15 protein-coding genes are annotated in these 21,031 nt (G+C 56.2%); 6 read left to right on the top strand and 9 right to left on the bottom strand.

Annotated features, from left to right (window positions below; all coding sequences use genetic code 11):
- Positions 1-88: 88 nt before the first annotated feature.
- The 3 genes from CLV58_RS16435 to surE all read right to left on the bottom strand — a co-directional run bounded on the left by CLV58_RS16435 (position 89) and on the right by surE (position 3,860).
- A complete protein-coding gene (locus CLV58_RS16435) occupies positions 89-1,243 on the bottom strand; it encodes a glycosyltransferase family 61 protein (RefSeq protein ID WP_106138918.1) in 1,155 nt (384 codons plus the stop codon).
- Positions 1,244-1,416: 173 nt separating this feature from the next.
- Positions 1,417-2,979, bottom strand: coding sequence for a GH3 family acyl-acid amido synthetase (locus CLV58_RS16440; RefSeq protein ID WP_106138919.1), 1,563 nt, complete (start codon positions 2,977-2,979; stop codon positions 1,417-1,419).
- A gap of 104 nt (positions 2,980-3,083) precedes the next feature.
- Complete coding sequence (gene surE, locus CLV58_RS16445) at positions 3,084-3,860, bottom strand: 5'/3'-nucleotidase SurE (RefSeq protein ID WP_106138920.1); 777 nt, start codon at positions 3,858-3,860, stop codon at positions 3,084-3,086.
- Between the two features lie 212 nt (positions 3,861-4,072).
- Here surE and CLV58_RS16450 point away from each other — a divergent pair, with 212 nt between their 5' ends.
- The gene (locus tag CLV58_RS16450) at positions 4,073-4,291 is read left to right on the top strand and encodes a cysteine-rich CWC family protein (RefSeq protein ID WP_106138921.1); all 219 of its coding nucleotides are present in this window, start codon (positions 4,073-4,075) and stop codon (positions 4,289-4,291) included.
- Positions 4,292-4,328: 37 nt separating this feature from the next.
- A complete protein-coding gene (locus CLV58_RS16455) occupies positions 4,329-4,799 on the top strand; it encodes a hypothetical protein (protein WP_106138922.1) in 471 nt (156 codons plus the stop codon).
- A 365-nt stretch (positions 4,800-5,164) separates the two neighbouring features.
- Here the strand turns inward: CLV58_RS16455 and trhO are convergent, their stop codons facing one another.
- Positions 5,165-6,151 carry an oxygen-dependent tRNA uridine(34) hydroxylase TrhO gene (trhO, locus tag CLV58_RS16465; RefSeq protein ID WP_106138924.1) on the bottom strand — a complete coding sequence of 329 codons (987 nt, stop codon included), beginning with the start codon at positions 6,149-6,151 and terminating at the stop codon, positions 5,165-5,167.
- Between the two features lie 56 nt (positions 6,152-6,207).
- Here trhO and CLV58_RS16470 point away from each other — a divergent pair, with 56 nt between their 5' ends.
- Positions 6,208-6,846 carry a deoxynucleoside kinase gene (locus tag CLV58_RS16470; RefSeq protein WP_106138938.1) on the top strand — a complete coding sequence of 213 codons (639 nt, stop codon included), beginning with the start codon at positions 6,208-6,210 and terminating at the stop codon, positions 6,844-6,846.
- Between the two features lie 64 nt (positions 6,847-6,910).
- Here CLV58_RS16470 and CLV58_RS16475 read toward each other — a convergent pair whose 3' ends face one another.
- The 5 genes from CLV58_RS16475 to CLV58_RS28770 form a co-directional block, all read right to left on the bottom strand.
- Positions 6,911-7,363, bottom strand: a complete 453-nt coding sequence (locus CLV58_RS16475) for a response regulator (protein ID WP_106138925.1) — start codon at positions 7,361-7,363, stop codon at positions 6,911-6,913.
- A 260-nt stretch (positions 7,364-7,623) separates the two neighbouring features.
- A complete protein-coding gene (locus CLV58_RS16480) occupies positions 7,624-8,964 on the bottom strand; it encodes a type IV secretory system conjugative DNA transfer family protein (protein ID WP_106138926.1) in 1,341 nt (446 codons plus the stop codon).
- A 267-nt stretch (positions 8,965-9,231) separates the two neighbouring features.
- The gene (locus tag CLV58_RS16485; RefSeq protein ID WP_106138927.1) at positions 9,232-10,311 is read right to left on the bottom strand and encodes a ligand-binding sensor domain-containing protein; all 1,080 of its coding nucleotides are present in this window, start codon (positions 10,309-10,311) and stop codon (positions 9,232-9,234) included.
- Positions 10,312-10,413: 102 nt separating this feature from the next.
- On the bottom strand, positions 10,414-12,615 hold the full coding sequence (locus CLV58_RS28760; protein WP_342748920.1) for a hybrid sensor histidine kinase/response regulator transcription factor: 2,202 nt from the start codon (positions 12,613-12,615) through the stop codon (positions 10,414-10,416).
- Between the two features lie 21 nt (positions 12,616-12,636).
- Positions 12,637-14,565 (bottom strand): ligand-binding sensor domain-containing protein, encoded by a 1,929-nt coding sequence (locus CLV58_RS28770; RefSeq protein WP_245882356.1) that lies wholly within the window; start codon positions 14,563-14,565, stop codon positions 12,637-12,639.
- 703 nt (positions 14,566-15,268) lie between these two features.
- Between CLV58_RS28770 and CLV58_RS16495 the strand changes: the two genes are divergently transcribed.
- The 3 genes from CLV58_RS16495 (at position 15,269) to CLV58_RS16505 (ending at position 20,801) form a co-directional block, all read left to right on the top strand.
- On the top strand, positions 15,269-16,810 hold the full coding sequence (locus CLV58_RS16495) for a sulfatase family protein (RefSeq protein ID WP_170108722.1): 1,542 nt from the start codon (positions 15,269-15,271) through the stop codon (positions 16,808-16,810).
- Positions 16,811-17,066: 256 nt separating this feature from the next.
- Positions 17,067-18,083 carry a formylglycine-generating enzyme family protein gene (locus CLV58_RS16500; protein WP_106138928.1) on the top strand — a complete coding sequence of 339 codons (1,017 nt, stop codon included), beginning with the start codon at positions 17,067-17,069 and terminating at the stop codon, positions 18,081-18,083.
- A gap of 81 nt (positions 18,084-18,164) precedes the next feature.
- Positions 18,165-20,801 (top strand): glycoside hydrolase family 2 protein, encoded by a 2,637-nt coding sequence (locus CLV58_RS16505; RefSeq protein WP_106138929.1) that lies wholly within the window; start codon positions 18,165-18,167, stop codon positions 20,799-20,801.
- Positions 20,802-21,031 lie beyond the last annotated feature (230 nt).

A 21,031-nucleotide genomic window follows, 5' to 3' on the forward strand; every position in this document is an offset into this window, starting at 1 on the left:
CGGGTCTCCGTTCTGATCAGTCTGGACGGGTTACCTGGATAACACTGTCCAGCAGAAAAGGATCGACATCCGCCGGGAAATCGCCGATTTAGGTATGCAGCAGGCCTTTATCTTCCGTTTCGAGCAACTGATTCAGGTGTCGTTCGAGTGCAGACACGTCGACCGTCATGTCTTCAATCAGGTCGTTGGGCCGGGCCGGATCGGGTTTGCCCTGCCGCGTAGCTGCGTACCGCAGCCCCGTCAAGGCCGACAGATACTGAAAGAAATTGGGGGTGTAGTTCGGTGAAAACAGTTCGACCAGCTGTGTGCCCGGCTGACTCCAGATCAGGTTGGAAAACGAAGCGCCGTGTGGGCCGATCAGAAACGAAGCCCGGTTGTAAATCGACAACTGCTCACTCAGTGAACGGGCTTTGTCTTCGACGTACTCAAACTCGTACTGACCGAGCATCTGAACCAGTTTGTCCTCGTTGAGAACCCGTCGTCGCCCAGAGCGGCTGATGTACAGTCGATTGCGTACAGGTGATGGCTGGATCAGGGGTGCCAGTTGTTGGTGAATCGCCTGCACGTCGTGTGCGTTCGGGTAGAACCAGTGACCGTTGTTGCCCAACAGGCAGCGTCTGAACCGAATGTCGTACTGACGGCTATCGATAATTTGCTCCGGCCGAAAGCCCATATGCGCCAGAAACTCACGCTCGTACTGGGTATGAAACAGCGGATAGGCAACAACCGCGTCGGCGGGAAAGCCATTGGGCAAGGCTTGCTGCATGCGGCTTAGCTTGGCGGCTACCAGATAGATGAAATCGTAATAGCCACCGAATGCAATGCCGTCCTGGTATTGACCAAAGGGCGCAATGAGTGTATCGACCTCGACAGGTTGCCGCTTGCCGGGGCGTAAACTATCGCGCAGCAGATACTGGTTGCCGTAGTCGGTACAAAGCACGCGGCCATCAATGAGTAGGTTCCCGCAGCGGAGCTGACGCGCCGGTTGGTTGCCCCGCTCATACTGCCAGACATAGGCCGGCATGCTTTCGGCCAGTTCCTGGGCAAACAGGAGTCGGTCGGGGGTTGTCAGGTCAGCGACCGCAGGCAGTACGTGTTGCGTAGCCGGGCAGAAGGCTTTCTGGTAGGGATGGAGCAGGTCGACCGTCTGCGGCTTGTCGAGAAACGTAACGCCCATCAGTCGGGCGACGGCAAGAAACGATGTCTTTGCCGTTCCGGTGAAGAGAGAAGAAATTCGGGACATCGGGTAGGGGTTGGGGGGGACTCACAAGCCGTTTTAAGCAACGCCAGTAAATGCGGCTTACTGGCTGACAACCAGCTAGCGGGTTACGATGCGACACCTAACCGACTTTGCGTTAATCTTTCATTAATGTACTTACATAAGATTGACGCGTAACCTACCCGACAGTCACCTGTTTATTGACTGGGCGGTCCCGTTTGTCCGCTAAGAAACGTCTGCCATTCCGTTGCCAGATTCTTTTTCAGGACGCGCGGAAACTTATGCTGCCCACCAATTTTACCGCGCGATTCCATCCATTGATAGAAGGTGGCTGTTGGCAGTACCGTTACCGTAATATCCTTGAGTGCGTGACGCCGTTCAACGGCATAGTCGTCGTTCAGATCTTTCAGGTGCGCGTCGATCCGTTCCGCTACCGTGGCGGCATCAACTGCGTCGTCGGTACCGATGTACCAATGGTGCGCAAACAAAGTATCGTGGCTGACACCCAGCACGGTGAATTCCCGGATAGCGATGTCCAACTCGTCGGACACCAGTTCGATGGCTTTGTTCATGTTGTCGACGGACAGATGCTCCCCGCATAGACTCAAAAAGTGCCGTGTACGTCCCGTAATGACGATTTCAGCCCGTTGCTTGTCGATGAACCGGATTGTGTCGCCGATCAGGTAACGCCAGGCACCGGAGCAGGTCGACAGCAGCAAGGCGTATTCACGGCCTTCCTCGATCTCGTCGATCATCAGCGTTTCGGGCTGTTCGGCCAGATCGCCGTCGGAGGTGAAGTTCTGCTCGTTGAACGGAATAAATTCAAAGAACAACCCGTTGTTGGTGACCAGATTCATCCCCTGCGCGTTGGGGTGCGTTTGGTAAGCGATGAAACCTTCCGACGCCAGGTAAGTCTCGATGTACGTGATTGGGTGGGCGAGTAATTTCTCGAATCCGGCCCGGTACGGTTCGAACGATACGCCACCGTGACAGAAGACCATCAGGTTCGGCCAGACGTCGTGAATCGTTTTGACGTTGTAGCGGGCAATGATTTTCTCCATCAGCAACTGAATCCAGGCCGGAACGCCCACGACGTAGCCAATATCCCAGTTGCCCGCCTGCTCAGTAATCTCGTCGAGTTTGCGGGCCCAGTCGCGTTCCTGCGCGATTTCCCGGCCAGGTTTGTAAAACCGCTGAAACCAGAACGGAATCTGACTGGCCGTGATGCCGCTCAGGTCGCCCTCGTAATGCCCTTCGCGGACGTTGAGGTTGGTGCTTCCACCCAGCATTAGGTAACCTTTTTCGTAAAGCGTCGACGGTAGATTCTGGTAGCGACCCAGGGTCAGGATTTGCCGGATGCTGGTGCGCTGAATCGCTTTCGACATCGCCTTCGTGACCGGGATATACTTCGACGCGGCTTCCGACGTCCCCGAACTCAGGGCGAAATATTTTACCCGTCCCGGCCAGGTTACGTCGCGTTCGCCATCGAGCGTTCGCTTCCACCAGTTGTCGAACATCCGGTTGTAATCGTGGATGGGTACGCGCGCTTTGAACTGCTGATAGAACGCGTGTCCGGTGCCGAATTCTGCCGCATGTGCCAGTTCCTCAAAGCCATAGGCCTGTCCGAACGCCGTATGCCGGGCTTTGCCGACCAGTTTGCGAAATACTTTACGCTGCTGCCGATACGCACTTGAGTGGCGACGGCGGGCGGCATTCGTCAGGCGAATACCGGTTTTAAGCAAGCTACCCAGAAGAGCCATGTACAGTTTACAGTTTGCGGTATACGGTTTTCGGGGGGCAGCTTGTAGCACAGAGAGCCTGCTATGGCGACTGTAAACTGTATACCGAAAACCGTGAACCAGGATTACATCTTCCAGTCTTTCAATTCGTCGAGTAGACCGTAGGCTGTCAGGTCATACTGACAGGGTACGATCGAGGTGTAGTTCTGCGCGATGGCGTATTCATCGGTGTCTTCGGCCTGCGTGTCGAAGTTGACGAATTCACCGGCCAGCCAGAAGTACCGGCGGCCGTGGGGGTCGCGTCGTTCGTCAAACACCTCCTGCCATTTGGCATTGGCCTGCCGGCAGATACGGATGCCCTGAATCGGCTCGGCCGCCCGCGCCGGGAAGTTGACGTTCAGCGCCGTGCCTTTGGGCATACCGCGTTCCAGCACCTGCCGGGCGATGGTCAGGATGTGGTCGTGCGTATGCGAGAAGTCGGCTTGTCGGGTGAAATCGTTGAGCGAGAAGCCGATGGCGGGGATACCTTCCAGCGCGGCTTCAATAGCCGCCGACATGGTGCCCGAATACAGCACACTGATCGAGGTGTTGCTACCGTGGTTGATACCGCTGACAACCAGATCCGGCGCTTTATCTTTCAGTACGTGGTGCTTGGCCAGCTTGACACAGTCGGCGGGGGTGCCGGAGCATTCGTAGGCAATGACATCGTCGAAGATCTCGGACGGGTAAAGTCGGAGCGGGCTGGAAATGGTGATGGCATGGCCCATACCCGACTGCGGGCTATTGGGGGCAACAACGACCACAGTGCCCAGCTGTTGCATCAGTTCGACCAGGGTCCGGATACCGGATGCGGTGATGCCGTCGTCGTTGGTTACTAAAATCAGGGGTTTTCGGTCCGACATACGTTCAGGTTGGTAGTGTACTATCGTACCGCAAACGTACGCAAATACGACCGAACGTGTGGCCGAAACTTCCCACAATACCGCCGGTGAGTAGCCTGGACTGGCCCGCGCTACGGTGGCCGCCGGCGCGGCTCCAGGTTACACGGTCTACCGCGAACGATGACTAGACAGGTTGGGTTAACTGTGTAACCTGGACGTCCAGGTTACACAGTATGCCAAAACACGCCATCGACAGCTGTCCGCGCTGTGGTCAGCTCTTTACCTGCAAAGTCAACTCGGTGCTGCACTGCGACTGTCAGTACATCGGACTATCGAAAGCCGAAACGGAGTATATACGCGACATTGCCCTGTTCGAATACGACGGGCAATGCCTGTGTCTGGCGTGCCTGAATGAGTTGAAAGCTGACTGTCACTACGAACCTGTTCAGTAATTTGGGTATTTGCCTAAAACGGACTTACTTTATTGATATGACCGATCCTGATGAGATTAGAAAAATAGCCCGAGTTCGTATAGACGAAGCCCTATGTCTTTGTGAAGGTAATTTGCTCGATGGCTCATTTTATCTAGCAGGATACAGTGTTGAGCTCATGCTCAAGGCCAAAATTTGTGATCGGTTTGGAATCCCCAATCTGTTCAATGAGCAGGGCGGTGATTCAGCTGAACAGAGACAGCATCTGAAAATCGCTGATGTTCGTAAGGCTGTCAAGGTTCACAATCTTTTTCAACTACTTGTATACAGTGGTTTGAAAGCACAGTTCGATCAAGCTAAAAGCACGAATCGACTGATAATGAAAACAAACTCGTTATTGTTTGGTAAATGGGATGAGAATTGCAGGTACCTACCTGTCGGTACGATGAAGTCCAAAACCGATATGCGTAGTCTGCTGAACGCGTTGAAAGATCCAGGTGGATTATTAGAATGGATAGAGACACACTAGAAACTAAACTTCAGCCTTTTGTATTGGCCTGTGCTGAGAAAGGCTACCAATTAAGGGCTCATTGTCTGGATGAGGCATATCCTGGCGACAGCAGCACATCGTACTTCCTACGGGTAACTGCCGATTGGATTGATACAATGGACTGTAGTGGAGCACTAGATGTATTGCTTGACATTCTCTGGGATACAACCGATACAGAAACTCGGGCGATGATATTCGCTATTATTATCCATGACAAGAACGATCAGTTACATTGCTATAGTCCTCCGTTGCACAGTACGGTGGCGAAAGATGAGACTGTCGTCTAAAACCTGAAAGTCCCGAAATATTTCGGGACTTTCAGGTTTTAGACGACCCGGCTTTATTTACTCAATCGGGTGAAGCGGCTCGTTAACGAAGGGTACGCGTTGGCCCTGCCGGCTCTTGTAGCCTTGCAAGGGCGAATAGCTTTGTGTCTGTTTGCCGTAGTAGCCAGTCCCGTCGTAGGGCCGGCGGTGCGGATCGGCTTTGCAGGCGTCGGTGCAGGTACCTTCGTGCGCGTGGCCGCAGTCGTCGCAAAGGGTCACGTGGTTGTTGCAGGCCGGGCTGGCACAGTTGATAAGCCGGGCAGTGGGAACACCACAGCGGTAGCAGGTCGAAATGACCGTTGGATTCACCTGATTGACGGGAACTGCCAGTCGGTTATCGAACACGTAGCATTCGCCGTCAAATCCTTCGCCCCCCACTTCCATACCGTACTTGATGATACCGCCGTGGAGCTGGTAGACATTTTCGAAGCCCTGCGCCAGCAGATAGGCCGACGCTTTTTCGCATTTGATACCACCGGTGCAATACGTGATGATCTTCTTGTCGCGCAGGTGATCGAGCTCGTGTACGTGGTCGGGGAGTTCGCGCAGGTTTTCCATGTCGAACGTGACGGCACCGCCGAATTTTCCTACCGCGTGTTCGTAGTTCGACCGCATGTCGACAAGCACCACGTCGGGGTCGTTTTTCATGCGTTGAAACTCAGCCGGTTCGAGGTGAATGCCCGTTTGCCGCCGGGGGTCGACGGGCAGGTCGGAATGCACGATTTCGGCTTTGGTACGTACGTGTAATTTCTGAAAGGCGTGCGTGTCGCCTTCGTCGACTTTAAAGTCAATGCCGGCAAATCGCGGGTCGGCATGGAGAACGTCCATGTATTTTTCGCAGTCGGCAGCTAGCCCTGACACCGTGCCGTTGAGTCCTTCGGCGGCTACGATGACGCGCCCCAGCAGGTTCAGTTCCAGACAAAGCCGATGGTGTTCGTCGCGGTACTGATCAGGGTTTTCAATGGGCGTATAGATGTAGTAAAGAAGGACGCGGTACGGTTTCATGGTACAAAAATAAACCCATTTGGCCAGAGTTGGTTCACTACGTCGGAGGAGACATTATGCACATTGCCATCACGGGAAATATCGGGGCGGGTAAGACGACACTGGCCGAACAACTGGCCCGGCATTACGACTGGGACGTATTGTACGAAGCCGTTGCCGGTAACCCGTACCTGGCCGACTTCTACGCCGACATGCCCCGCTGGGCGTTCAACCTGCAGGTGTATTTTCTGAACAGCCGGTTTACGCAGATGCGTCGGATTCGGGCGCTGAAGCTGGAGCCCGGTGGTGGGCGCACCGTCATTCAGGACCGTACCATCTATGAAGACTCCGCGATCTTTGCCCGGAATCTATATCAGGCGGGGACCATGACCGAACGGGACTACCAGACGTACCGGGGCGTGTTCGAGAACATGATGAGTCTGGTGGAACCGCCCGACCTGATGATCTATTTGCGGGCCCGGCTCCCTAAACTGCGCCAGCAGATTCAGAAACGGGGTCGTGATTTTGAACAGTCGATCAGTGACGATTACCTCGGGCGATTAAACAAGCTGTATGACGAATTCACCGATACATACACGGGCGGAACCCTGTTGACGATCGATGTCGATCAACTGGATTACGTGGGCAACCCGGCTGACTTTGCCACCATTATCGGGCAGATCGACACATGGCTAACAGCGCGAACTACGCCATAAACGCAACATGGGCGATCGGTACGTTTTTCTACCGATCGCCCATGTTGCGTTTAAAAACATTGGATTACGATAACGCCCACTGGCGCGAAAACCCGGCTGTCAGTTGCGTCAATTGCGTGTAGGTGTTTGGCTTGGTCACGAACTGATTGGCTCCCAGTGCCAGCGACCGGGCACGATCGTCGGGGCTGGCGGAGGTCGTCATCATCACGACCGGAATGTTGGCGTAGGCCGATTGACTACGAAGTTGCTGCAACGTATCGAACCCGCTCAGGCCGGGCATATTGATGTCGAGAATAATCAGCCGGGGGGCGGTTTCACTTTCGTGCAGGCGAGTGAGCAGCGAGGCACCATCGGTCAGTGGTAACACGTCGACGGCGGGTGTCATTACGCCGAATGCCTGTTCGATGAAGGTCTGATCGTCGTCGTCATCGTCGACTACCCAAACCAGGGGTACCCGCCCCAAATGGGACTGGTCTGCCTGCGGCCGGTTAGGAGGGCTGCCGGTGGGTTGAGACATGTTCGTGGGGATTTAGGTGTGTTAAGAGAAAGGTCCGTTGCTGTACGAACGGCAGGTAAAGGTGATGAGTAAACGGGATATATCCAACTGATTTTCTGAATTTTTGACCGTTTAATATATTGTCGATCAACTATTTAGACACCTATACGCTCGGCAGTTGGGTGAAGGGCCAGACTAAGTAGATATACGGACTGACTACGAGTCGGTTGGGCGGTGCAGGAGCGTACCGCCCAGCCGTAGCGCCTGACGGGGTAAACGTACTACGTCCGGCCCGGCCCGGCGGTGTCTGTGTCGATCGGGCCACTACGGCGGTAGAACGGATTGGGGTCGAAACGATGCTGGTACGCAGGGTCGGCCAGATAGTCGACTTTACGGGAGAAAACAGCGTCACCGTCCAAAAGCAGCAACTGCTGATCGGTACGAAGTTTCTGCACCTGTAGGGCCGACGTGCCCGTGACGAACTCGATTCGGCGGGCAATCTGTACGTTCTTGCAGCCGAAGAACTGGAGTACGCCACAGTTGTTCATCAGCGTCTGCCAGTCGTGCGGGTAGTTGGATTCGAGTTGCTGAAAATCCTGCCAGATCGTCCAGCATTTGAGACCGTAGCCCCGGCACAACGTGATGATGTTGTAGAGGTACGCGAAATGACCCAACTGCCCCGCTTCATCGAGCATAAACAGCGTTTGCAGATCGGGGATAGTCACACGGCTGGTAATCGTTTTGAGCAACACGCCGATCCAGAGTTTGAGCAGGGCGCGGTGCGACACCAGCTTGTCGGGCGGAACGACAATGTAAATAGACAGCGGAGCGCCGTCCCGAAAATCGGTGAGTTTGAACGTCGAGCGACTGGTCACCCGGTTGACGTCCTCACTGAGAAACGGAGTCAGGTAGGAATTGGCCGTTGCCAGTGTGCTCGGCCGGGTATTCTGATCGGGCATGGCCAGAAATGCGGCTATCTGGTGATAGGCGGCTTTAGGCAGTTGTTTGCCGTGAGTATCGAGAATAAGGGCCAGCCGGTAAATAGCGTCGCTGTCGAACAGGATATCCCGCACGGTAGCCAGGTTTCGTTCTTCAGGCGGACAGACTGACGCGACGTAGCCGATTACGCCAGCCAGCAGCATGGTCGCCGTGAGGTCCCAGAACGGCTCTTTCGTTCCCTTGAGACCCTGCGAGAAGAGTTCGGCCATCAACTGCGCTTCGGTTTCGATGTCGATACCGGGCAGATCGAACACGTCCATCACGTTGAGCGCGTCGGATTCTTTGTCGTGAACGCCGAATGGATTCAGGCGGATGACATGCTGCCCCATCTCCCGCCGGGCGCGGGCCGTTACCTGGTAATTTTCGCCTTTGGGGTCGAGCACAACCACCGAGCCGGGGTAGGTAAGTAAGGTTGGCACAACGACTCCGCGTCCTTTGCCGGTTCCGGTCGGAGCAACGGTCATCAAATGCGCCGTGCCATCGTAATAGATCGGCTTGAGTGGCGCTGAATCGGCTGGCGGTTGACTGCTGCGGTGAAAGCCCTGAATGGGTGTCGACTGCAGGGCGGAGGGGGAGCTATCGGTCTGATAACCGACAAGTAAGGGAGTAGCGTCGAGATACATACGGGCGGGCGTTAAGTCCTTAAATGTACCCGAAAGACTGTATGCGTTGACCCGAAAAAACGAATATTTTTTATTCTAGTTAGTTGATTGTCAAATAGGATAAATGGCTAACGTGTTGATGGGTGATACCGCAGGAGAGGAGCATCGGTGCCCGTGGGCTATCACGTAAACATAAAGTCATACGCCGACGGGTGGTCGGTAAGTGGTCAAATCCTGCGTAAAGCGTGATCTACGAGTGAACCCGCAGGTGTTCTGTCCCTGATGCTTTCAATCATTTTTTGCTGAAGCACTGCCCTTCACAAACCGGAGCGTTTTGCCGTCGAACAACATCAGACCCCTATTCTTGTATAAAAGCGCCAATTGACCGGTGGGCGTGAACGCCATCCTGACAAGCCTGTCGTTATCCGTAGGACTGCGCGGCATAACCTGCGTCCAGCGGTCAATAGGCACCGATCGGTTCGTAACGTTCGCCTTCATAATCGCACCATCAATGCAGGCATATAACTGGTTGTCGCTTGGGTTAAACGCCAGCAGACTGACCGATTGACCATGCACGAGCGCTGACTCTCCGCCGGTTGCCTTATCCCAGCAGGATTCGCTTGTAAAGATGGTCGTTGCCGTCAGCTGTGTAACCCGCGCGATATGACTCTGGGTAATCATGTGTCGCATGGAGCCGGCAAGGTACAGGTCGTGACCAGCCTGCGTGATCGAAACGATGGGGTTGAATGCCAGATCGAAATCGCCCGGCTGGGGTTGCACGAACTGATGCCGACGCGTGTCGAAAACGAAAAGCAGGCCACCCCATTCGCCGTAGTCGAAGCCCAGCCAAAGCCGGTCTTCCCTGTCCAGTAACCACACTGGTTTTTCTTCCCATTCGCGGGTTGTTCGCATGCCGCCCCGTACGTCTTTATTCAGCAGCAGGGAGTCGTCGGGGAAGTGGTTATAGCGCGTATCCGATGTCCAGATACCGAACGGATGCACGATCAGATACTGGTTATGACGATCCACAACAAGCGCGTAGGGCGACGCGTACGGACAGGTTGCCACTACCGACCACTGCCGTGTCTGTTCGTCGCGCTGCCAGATCTGCCCGGCGGAGTCCGCCACAACAAGTGCATTGGCTGTGTCTTTAGCAATAGCTACCAGGTGCGGGGCGGGTGGGGGCGGTATAACTGTCGACTGCATTGTGCGCGAGTCGGCCTGTTCCAGACTGCCAGTCTGCGTCAAAAGCCATATGGTCGAACCACTGGTAACAAAGTCAGTATAGACCGTTCGGGGCGTGTTTTGCGATTGGGCAAAGGAGGGATACAGCGCGAAGAAAAGGCAGGCAAGAAAAAGTACACGCATCGGTCTTTTCTGATACGATGCTCGGACAGGGCAATTCCATAGTGTCTGCCAGAAAAGACTGACGTAATCGTACAGGAGACTCGTTTGCCCAAACCCTATCCGCTACCGTACCGCCTGCGCTGTGTCTCTGAAGCTGCTGGGAGAAATGCCTTTCTCTTCCGAAAAGACCCGGCTGAAATAGCGGGGATTCTCGAAGCCGACCGCGTAGGCTACGTCGGCTATGCTCATGGATGCGTTTTTCAGCAGTGCTTCGGCTTTTTGCAGGCGAAGCGCGCGCAGGTACGGGATGATCGACATGCCCGTCAGCGCCAGCGTCTTGCGGTACAGTGAGTTGCGGCTCATGCCCATCAACTGACAGATCTGTTCGGTATCCAGGTTGGCGTCGTTTAGGTGCTGCTCCAGGGTACTGCGTAGTTTGCGAATAAACTGATCGTCCAGCGCATCGGCTTCCACCGGCTGAACCAAATTGGACTGTACGTTGCCCAGCGCCCGCTGACTGTAGTAGCGCTGTAGTCGCCGTTGGGCCTGTAACAGATTACGCAGCACGAGGAGCAACTCTTCCCGCTGGAACGGCTTGACCAGGTACGCGTCGCCCCCACGCCGTAAGCCCGTCAGCCGGTCATCTGTAGCCGCCCGGGCCGTCAATAACACGATGGGAATGTGGCTGGTGCGCTCGTCGCTTTTCAGCGTAGCGCAGAGCTCAAAACCGTCCTTGCGCGGCATCATCACGTCGCTAATGATCAGGTCGGGGATTTTCTCCAGAGCCAGATCGATGCCAGCCTGCCCGTTGGGTGCCCAGAGGACGTTATAATCGGCCTGAACACACGAAACGATGTAGCGGGCCACGTCGTCATTGTCTTCCACCAGCAGCAGTACCGGTTTGTCTGCGTCGGCAGTAGCCGTAAGGGCGACATTGTCCGGCGTGGGCGTGTTCGGCATGACCGGCTCGGTACCGGGCGTCAGGGCTACCGGACTTTGTCGGGTCTGGCGCAGTCGGATCACAAACTCGGTCCCCTCATTCGGCTTACTCCGTACGGCCAAACCACCGTGCATGAGCAGCAGTAACTCCCGTACCAGCGAGAGACCGATACCCGTGCCGCCTGTTTCGGCAACCGGCTGCGTCGGGTTTGCCGGTACGGATCGCTGGTAGAACCGGTCGAAAACATGCGGTAGGTCCTGCGCGCTGATACCGGGGCCGGTGTTGTAGACATGAATCGCGAGCCAGGAGTCTTCGCCGGACTCATCCGGCACGACGGCTTGGTAATAATCGGCGGACAGGGGTGGATAGGTCGGGTGGGTGGTCAGCTGGCAGGAAACGTGGCCACCGGCGGGGGTGAATTTAAGGGCGTTGGTCAGGAGATTGGACAGGATGTCGCCCAGTTTATCCTTGTCGAAGTCGGTATCGACAACGGGTTGATCGGCCTGAAAATGCAGGTGAATGCCCTTAGCCGTGGCCATGGTCTGAAACGACTCGGCAAGGTAGTGCAGGAAACCAACCAGATCGGCCCGGACGGGTTGCAACGTCATGGCTCCGGCTTCCAGTTTGGTCAGGTCCAGAATCTGATTGACCAGCCGCAGCAGACTCCGGCCGTTGCGTTCGATCAGACTGGCCGACTGGCGCAACTGCGGGTCGGCCTGCTGATGAAGCCGGTCGGCCATGCCCAGAATGATGGTCAGGGGCGTGCGGAATTCGTGGGATATGTTGGCAAAGAAATGCGATTTGGCTTCATCGAGCTGTTGCAGATCCTGCGCCTGCCGGGCAATGGTTTGGGTAGCCTCGTCAATCTGGGCCTGTAGCCGGATCTGTGACCGCTGGTGTTGCCGGTCGCGCCACCGGCCCCAGGCCCACACGCCCCCCAGCACCAGAACGAATAGCGAAAAAAGAAACCAGCTCCGCAGGTAAAACGGCCGCAGCACATGAACCTCGATGGCGAGTGGAACCGCCGACATGCGCCCGTCGGCCGACTGCCCCCTGATCAGCAACTGGTAGTCGCCATAGGGCAGATTCCCCAGCCGCAGGTAGGGCTCGGTCTGGTGGTGCCAGGTATCGTTCAGCCCGCTAAACTGGTAGGCGTACGTGTTTTTCTGGGCATCGGTGTAATTGAGCAGCGCGAAGTGGAGGATACTGCTTCGGTCGCCGGGTTGCAGCGTGATCTGATTCGTCCTGAGCAGGTCCGCCGTTTTGTCGACCAGTTTGTCCCGATCGGCATCGAACTGGTGGAAGGAAACTACGCGCAGGGGCAGGTCGGGCAGGGGCGGCTCGGCTTCGAAATCACGCGGATCGAAGGCCGTTACCCCGTTCAGCCCCCCGAAATAGAGCCGTCCTTATGCATCCTGATAATGGGCAATGCGGTTGAACTCGTTATACGTGATGCCATCCTGCACTGTGTAGCTCCGGGTCGTGAGCCGAACCGGGTCGAACTGCATAATGCCGTTGTCGCTACTGAGCCAGAGGTGGCCCCGCCGGTCGGCATACACCGCGTAGATATTGTCGTTGTTCAGCCCGTCGGCCCGCCGGAACTGACGGCATCGACTCCGGGCGCGATCCCAGCGAATCAGTCCGGCGTTGGCCGTTGCCAGCCAGAAGAGCCCCTGCGGGTCCTGGTAAAAATGCTGATAGCTGTCGGCCGGTAGTCTGGATGCTCCCCGGCCACCCCGCCAGTAGCGGGCCGTGATGCCGTTTACGGGGTCGACGCTATAAAATCCCGTTGTGGCGCAGAGCCAGATCGTGCCGTGCCGGTCGGTGCCAATGTGCAGCACATGGGCCTGGGCTAATTCGGGAAACTGGTTGTACTGCCGGAAGGGGGTAACCCGGCTCGTAACCGGGTCGACCAGCCACAGACCGGGGTCGCCACCAGCCAGTAACCGGCGGGGAGTAGCCGAAAAGGGGTGAATGGTCCAGATGGCTCCCGGACTGGGTATGGGCGTTATGCTGGTTTGGGTGGTTTTGTAATCGTACGTCACCAGCGTATTTTCTTCGCCCAGGTACAACTTACTGCCCACTTTACCGCTCAGACTTCGGAACGACCGCCGATTCGGAAATACCTGACGGACCGACGTTCCCGTAAGCGTGCTGGCAAACAACCCTATGTCATTCTCCAGGTTAGTATAGAGCGTATCGCCCACGGCGGTAATGCCTCTGGCTGCGGGTTGTTTTCCGACGCCGGCCAGGTAGAACAAACGCTGGAAATAGTTCTGGCTGATCCGGGTCTGGTAGAGGCCCAGGCTGGTGCCCAGCCAGAAACTCCCGTTCTTGTCGCGAAAAAAGCTGCGGTTATCGACAAAGCCGCTAATGAGCTGATCGCTGATGTCGATAACCGACCGATTGGCCGCATCGCGCAGCTGGTAACCATTCCAGGTCAGGCCGTTCCGGTCAAAGGCATAGACAATTCGCCGTTGCATAGTTCCCGGTTCAATCAGCTTCATGGATTGCTCCTGCCGACGACCCGACTCGTCGATTTTGAACAGTTGACCCAGGTAAATATTCTTCGGGCTTACTGACGTCGTGTAAACGAATTCCGTATCCGCATGGCGCTGACCCGGACAGAGATAGACATTGTCTGCGTGGTCGTAAGTACGGAGTACGCGCCCATCCAGCCTGAGTTCCACCAGTTGCTTCCCATCAGCAATAACCCAAACGGTATGGCGAGTGGTAAAGGCCGCCAGCGTCAGGGTCTTATACTGGGGTAGCAGAACCGTCTTCAGGCCCGATCGGGGATGGTACGTGTTTAGCCGGGCCGGCCGATTATCGATGAAGGCGATGGTTCCTTCCTGGTTATTGAGTAACGTCTTTTCCGGAGATGTCAGGATTTGGCTGGGTCGGGGCTGCTTGAAGCGTTTTTCGAAGGAGGTGGCCACACCCGTTACCGGATCAAAGAGGGTAATGGCTGCTCTGCCGTCGGGTCCCATGAGCCACAGCAGTCCATCGGCATCCTGCGCGATAGAACGAATATCGTCAAAGTCCAGCCCGTTTTTTTCCCGGGTGTAAGTCGTAAACGTTGACCCATCGAAGCGGTTGAGCCCAAACTTCGTACCGAACCACATGAAGTCCCGGCGGTCCTGAAAAATAGCGTTTACTTCGCGGTGGGCCAGCCCGTCTTCAGGGCCATACCGCTGCACGGTAGCCGCAAAGCGCTGTGCCCCCGCCACTGAGCAGAACCCAAGCAGGAAGGCAACGATCAGCGAAATCGATGGCAACGGCGAATGCTTCAGTGCCTTACGGAAGGAGCGGGCTGTCGGGTAGGGCTGGGCCATTGAGCAAATAAGTACTTCCGCCCGTGCGTAGATGAACAGGACTCGGGATCGGTCAGTCTGAAAAAATACGACGAATGGTCCGCATTTTTTCAGTCGTCGCGCAGCATGCAACAAATGTGCACCTATTTGGGTGAAATATGCACATCTGTCTGGTAGCTATACTATAAACTTGCACAGGCATTGGCCACCGGAAAAATACTTACTTTCGAATGGTGCCCCGTCGTCCGGTGTCTTCGGTTTCTTTCCGCTTCCTTATCTACCCAACCCATTTGCGTATACCTTGCCACGTCCCTGGCGGCTCCCCTACTGCGGGGTAGCTGCCGGGCCGGGCAATGTACCAGTCCCGGTAACGATGTCCGTTGTTGATTGTCGTTCGCAACCAGCCAATTACGCTATGACGCATCAGTTGCTTCGTTATGGGCAACACCTGTCGACCGGATGCACCTGTCCCTGGGTGTTGCAAACGGGTAACTGCTAGTGCCGGTAAGTACCCCCATTTAGCCGTGGGGGTTTCTCTTTAATCAATGTCATCCTGAACGGTGATTCGTCTGATTGGTACGATGGACTGTGATTCTTCTTTTCTAATCAGCGTAATTAGATGAATCACATGAATCATAGTTCAGACAATCTTGACCTTTGATTCGTCGGATTAGTATGATTCATCTGATTCTTCTTTTTTAATCAGCGTAATCAGATGAATCATATGCATCACAGTTCAAGACCATATCTCATTGCCGGAGTTGCCGTCGTGATTATTGCCGGTATGCTGGCTGGCTTCCGGCCGCAGGTCACTGCGCCCGCCCGACCGCGTAACATCATTTTTATCCTGGCCGACGACCACCGGTACGACTTCATGGGCTTTACCGGGAAAGTGCCGGGGCTGAAAACACCCAACCTCGACTGGCTGGCCCGCGAAGGGGCGTACGTGCAGAACGCCTTTGTCAGCACCGCCCTGTGTTCGCCCAGCCGCGCCAGTATCCTGACCGGGCAGTATGCGCATACGCATAAGGTGGTCGACAATTTTGCGCCCCTGACACCCGGTCTGAAATTCTTTCCACAATACCTGCGAAAGGCGGGCTACAAAACGGCATTTCTGGGTAAGTGGCACATGGGCAATACCGACGATGCCCCCCAGCCCGGCTTCGATTACTGGCTCAGCTTCAAGGGACAGGGCGATTACTACAACCCGACCTTCAACATCAATGGAAAACAGGTGTCGTATACCGACAGCAGCTACACTACCGATCTGCTGACCGACTACGCCCTGAAGTGGTTGGGGACGCTCGATAAAAGCAAACCATTCTGTCTGTATCTGTCGCATAAAGCCGTACACGCGAATTTTCTGCCGGCCAAACGACACCGGAATGCGTTTCGGAACACGCCGATCCACTATCCCGAAACGATGTACCTGACGGCTACCGACAGCAGTAAGCGCTGGAATGAAACCGCGCCCGGCGAGTCGGTGATGAACCCCAATCTCAAGGTAAACATGGCTGACATGCCCAGCTGGGTAAAGCAGCAGCGGTACAGCTGGCATGGCGTTGACTATCTCTATCACGGTACGATCAGCTTCAACGATTTCTACCGGCAGTACTGCGAAACCCTGCTGGGTGTCGACGATAGCGTGGGGCGGGTGCTGGCCTGGCTGGAGGAGAACGGGCAACTGGAAAATACGATGGTCGTGTACATGGGCGACAACGGATTCAGCTTCGGTGAGCGCGGGCTGATCGATAAGCGGCATATGTACGAAGAGTCGATGCGGGTCCCACTACTGGTGCATTGCCCGGCGGTGGTCAAGGCAGGTACGAAGCTGGAATCGGTCGTGCAGAACATCGATCTGGCCCCGACGTTCATGGCCTACGCGGGCCTTTCCAAACCGGCCCAGATGCAGGGTAATTCGTTTCTGCCCCTGTTAAAGGGCGAACGTATTCCCTGGCGCGACCGGGCGTTCTATGAGTACTACTGGGAAGCCGACTTCCCGCAGACGCCTACCATGTTCGGTGTCAGAACGGACCGCTACAAGTACATCTTTAATCACGGGGTGTGGGATGCCAACGAATTGTACGATCTGAAAAATGACCCGCAGGAAGTGAATAATCTGATTCGGAGCCCGGCGCATCAGGCCATTGCCAAAGACATGAAAGATCAGGTGTTTACCTGGCTCGAATCGACGGGCGGACTCCAGATTCCGCTGCACCCCATCCGGCAGAAACGGTTCGACCATCGCTATCAGGGTACTTATTAAGGAGATGAGCCGAACTGCCATTTTGAAGCCTTTACTACCCCTCAATTCCCTGAAGGGCAGGGCTGTTAAGTTCTGGTTAGCCCCACCCCCCGCCCCCTAAAGGGGGTGAATTTATGCACAATTTTTACCCCCTTCAGGGGGCGGGGGGTATAGTTAGCCGAAGGAAATTTAGACACTACCAGCGTTAAATCAAGAACTTAACAGCCCTGCCCTTCAGGGGATTGAGGGGTAGGGGTTACCGTTTAACACCGCTACCATGCCAATTAGTAACAGTCTCCTGATCACACTGCTTGGGGTCACCGCCCTATCGGCTTGCCAGTCCGATACGAAACGTGATACGACAGCGACAACGGTCACGAGCCAGCGGACGGCGACCGGCGATACGGCGGGAATGGTCTGGATACCGGGCGGGTCGTTTCGGATGGGCAGCGACGAATTTGCGGATGCCCGGCCGGTACATAGCGTTACGGTCGACGGGTTCTGGATGGATACGCACGAGGTGACCAATGCCGACTTTGCCCGGTTTGTCAAACAGACGGGCTACCGAACGACCGCCGAACGGCCACTCGACCCGGCAGACTACCCCGACGTACCGGCCGATAAGCTGGTGCCCGGTTCGGCCGTCTTTACGCCCCCGGCGCAGGGCGTGTCGCTCGACAATCCGTTGCAGTGGTGGCAGTATGTTGGCGGGGCCAACTGGCAGCATCCGGCCGGTCCCGGTAGTTCGATTCGGGGGCACGAGGACGAACCCGTCGTGCATGTCAGCTACGACGATGCGGTGGCTTATGCGCGCTGGGCCGGGAAACGGCTACCGACCGAAGCGGAATGGGAATTTGCCGCACGGGCGGGGCTGGAAGAACAACCGTACTACTGGGGCAATACGCAGCAACCCGGCGGTAAATGGGTGGCCAATATCTACCAGGGCGACTTCCCGCAGCGCAACACACAGGCCGACGGCTTTGCCGGTATCGCACCGGTGAAACGCTTCCCCGCTAATCCGTACGGCCTCTACGACATGGACGGTAATGTCTGGGAATGGTGCCAGGATCTGTACCGCCCCGACTACTACAGTCAGTCGCCTACGGCCAATCCGCCGGGACCCGCCGACAGCTACGACCCCGAGGAACCGGGGAGTGTCAAGCGGGTGCAGCGGGGTGGGTCGTTTCTGTGCAGCGATCAGTATTGTACCCGCTACAAAGCCGGTAGCCGGGGAAAAGGAGAGGTCAGTAGTGGCAGTAACAACCTCGGTTTTCGCTGTGTACGCGACAAATAAGGCGTCGCTTTCGGGTTACCCGCCGTCCTCGTCGGGCGTGCTTCGTATCTTGCGGGCTTACGATACAACCTGTAACTTTTTATGAATCGACTACCCTTCAGCCGCCTTGTCGGCCTGCTCATGCTGGTATCCTGCTGGGCCAACGCCCAGACGACCTACGAGTTGAACACTGGCTGGCGCTGTAACCCCATCGGCAAAACAACCAGTGCTGGCACCACGATTTCCACGCCGACCTACGCGCTGACCAACTGGCAACCCGCCGTCGTGCCCGGTACCGTGCTGACGACCATGCTGGCCAACAAGCAGGTGCCCGACCCGTTCTACGGCATGAACAACGAAGCTATCCCCGACATTTACCGCACGGGTCGCGACTACTACACCTACTGGTTTGTCAACGAGTTTACCGAATCGCCGAAAACGGGTCAGCAGGTCTGGCTCAACTTCCGGGGCATCAATTACAGCTGCGACGTTTTCCTGAATGGTCGCAAGCTGAACACGAAGCGGTTCACGGGGATGTTTCTCCGGCAGACCTACAACATCACGCCCTATTTGCAGAAAGACGGTAAAAACCGGCTGGCCGTGATCGTTTATCCACCCGACCCGGTCGGTAATCCCAACGGTGGGCAGGGGGGCGATGGCACCATTGCCCGGAACGTCGCTCATCAGTACGTTGCCGGTTGGGACTGGATTCAGCCCATGCGCGACCGGAATACGGGTATATGGGATAAGGTGACCATCGAAAAAACGGGCGCGGTCAATGTCAAAAATCCGCATGTTGTCACGGTCGTGCCCGGTAAGCGGCTACCGACGGGGGCGCAACAACCGGCTACGATTCGTGTATCGGCCGAACTGGAAAATGCTACCGGTACGGTACAGATCGGCACGGTTCGTTACACCATGAATGGGCAGACCGTGTCGAAAGACGTGCGCCTGGCCCCGCAAACAACGACCACTGTCGACTTGCCCGCCCTGACGCTGACGAATCCCCGGTTATGGTGGCCCAATGGCTACGGTGCGCAGTACCTGTATCCCGCGTCGGTGCAGTTTGTGACGGGGACGAAAGCACGCTCGGACGAGGAAAAGCTGGACGTGGGCGTACGGGAAGTCCAGACCGAATGGAACAGTACGACCCGCAGCCGGCAGATCCTGGTCAACGGGCAGAACGTGTTTATCAAAGGGGCCAACTGGATTGTGTCCGACGCCATGTTGCGGCTGTCGCCCGAACGTTACAACGCCGAGATCCGCTTCCACCGCGACATGAATCTCAACCTGATGCGGGTGTGGGGCGGGGCGTTGCTCGAACGGCCTGAATTCTACCAGGCCTGCGACAAGTACGGCCTGCTGGTGATGCAGGATTTCTGGGGATCGGGCGATTGTAACGGACGCTGGGTCGATCCGGCGAAAAAAGACGATCAGTGGACGCGCCGGCAGTACCCCGACGATCACTCGCTATTCCTGACGTCGGCCGCCGATCAGATCAAGATGGTACGGAACCATGCGTCGCTGGCCATGTGGTGCGGGGGCAACGAGATTACGCTGCCGCAGGACATCATGACGCCCCTGCGCGATTCGATTCTGCCCAAACTCGACGGGACGCGCTGGTTTGTCGACTATTCGAACTCCGACGAGATGTCGTTTAACTTCCTGGGCGGCAACGGCGACGGACCCTACGGTATTCAGCCGATCAACCGGTTCTGGGCTTACCGGACCTGGCCGTTTAATTCGGAAGTCGGGTCGGTAGGGGTGAACGATTACGCGTCGCTGGAGCGGTTTATGCCCGAGGCCAACCGCGTGGCACCCGTTTACGTACCGGGTGGCAAGAGCAAGGTCGACTCGGTCTGGCAGTACCACAAATACATCGGCTACGACGCATCTATCGATCCCTACGGCAAAGCCACCGACATTCGTGATTTTACGAAAAAAGCGCAGCTCGTCAACTACGATCAGTACCGCGCGCTGATGGAAGGCTTCTCCTCGCACATGTGGGACTGGTATACCGGGACCATTATCTGGAAAACGCAGAACCCGTGGACGGCTATGCGCGGTCAGCTATACGACTACTACCTCGACCCCAACGCCGGGCTGTACGGCCTGCACCACGGCAGCGAACCCCTGCACATCATGTACAACCCCGTCGACAGCATGGTAATGGTGGCCAACAACACCTTCCAGTATTACCGTGACATGATGATGGTAATCAAGGTGTACGACATGGCTGGTCATGATACGACGCTGACGCAGGTGTTCTCGGAAATCGGCCCGACGCTGGTACGCCCGTACGTCCCCATCAACCGCGCCATCCGCAGTCTGACGCGCGACAAGGGTGCCTTCCTGCACCTCCAGTTGCTGGATTTGAACCGTAAACCAATCAGCGACAACCTGTACTGGCTTCCCGATTCGACGGGTACGCATTCGGGCCTGCAGCAACTGGCGAATGCACCGGTCCGGCTCAGCGCCCGGCAAGTAGCTGCCGGTAAAGTCGAGGTGACGCTGACCAACCCCGCCGGTAGCCCCGTCGCCTTCTTCAACCGCCTGTCGCTGGTCGATCCGACGACGAAAAAGCGGCTGCTTCCTGTGTTCTACAGCGACAATTACGTATCGGTGCCGCCCGGTCAGCAGAAAACGATTACGCTGGACTACACACCCGGCGCTACCCTGCCGCTTGTAGCGCTCGAAGGCTGGAACGTACCGGAGCAGTTCGTGCCAGTGGGACGATAGTAGGGTATATTGTCATCGGCTGAATTCACGTATGTTGTAAACATGAAGCGTATCGACCACTATCTGGCTACGATTAATAAAGTGCTCCTATGGTTCGTATTTGTCGTTCTGTGGATGCAGTATAATGCGATACTTAGAGTCTATCCGAAAATAGGGAAAGCCTGACGAGTTGAGCAATTTTGTGGTATCTCACATCACAATATTGCTCACCATGCAGGCTTTCGGCTACG

Origin of the sequence: Spirosoma oryzae (assembly GCF_003002825.1) — a bacterium.
Lineage (GTDB): Bacteria > Bacteroidota > Bacteroidia > Cytophagales > Spirosomataceae > Spirosoma > Spirosoma oryzae.

Coding starts and splice junctions, on each gene's coding strand:
- CLV58_RS16435 (WP_106138918.1), bottom strand. CDS start 1,243: ATGTCCCGAATTTCTTCTCTCTTCACCGGAACGGCAAAGACATCGTTT.
- CLV58_RS16440 (WP_106138919.1), bottom strand. CDS start 2,979: ATGGCTCTTCTGGGTAGCTTGCTTAAAACCGGTATTCGCCTGACGAAT.
- surE (WP_106138920.1), bottom strand. CDS start 3,860: ATGTCGGACCGAAAACCCCTGATTTTAGTAACCAACGACGACGGCATC.
- CLV58_RS16450 (WP_106138921.1), top strand. CDS start 4,073: ATGCCAAAACACGCCATCGACAGCTGTCCGCGCTGTGGTCAGCTCTTT.
- CLV58_RS16455 (WP_106138922.1), top strand. CDS start 4,329: ATGACCGATCCTGATGAGATTAGAAAAATAGCCCGAGTTCGTATAGAC.
- trhO (WP_106138924.1), bottom strand. CDS start 6,151: ATGAAACCGTACCGCGTCCTTCTTTACTACATCTATACGCCCATTGAA.
- CLV58_RS16470 (WP_106138938.1), top strand. CDS start 6,208: ATGCACATTGCCATCACGGGAAATATCGGGGCGGGTAAGACGACACTG.
- CLV58_RS16475 (WP_106138925.1), bottom strand. CDS start 7,363: ATGTCTCAACCCACCGGCAGCCCTCCTAACCGGCCGCAGGCAGACCAG.
- CLV58_RS16480 (WP_106138926.1), bottom strand. CDS start 8,964: ATGTATCTCGACGCTACTCCCTTACTTGTCGGTTATCAGACCGATAGC.
- CLV58_RS16485 (WP_106138927.1), bottom strand. CDS start 10,311: ATGCGTGTACTTTTTCTTGCCTGCCTTTTCTTCGCGCTGTATCCCTCC.
- CLV58_RS28770 (WP_245882356.1), bottom strand. CDS start 14,565: ATGGCCCAGCCCTACCCGACAGCCCGCTCCTTCCGTAAGGCACTGAAG.
- CLV58_RS16495 (WP_170108722.1), top strand. CDS start 15,269: ATGCATCACAGTTCAAGACCATATCTCATTGCCGGAGTTGCCGTCGTG.
- CLV58_RS16500 (WP_106138928.1), top strand. CDS start 17,067: ATGCCAATTAGTAACAGTCTCCTGATCACACTGCTTGGGGTCACCGCC.
- CLV58_RS16505 (WP_106138929.1), top strand. CDS start 18,165: ATGAATCGACTACCCTTCAGCCGCCTTGTCGGCCTGCTCATGCTGGTA.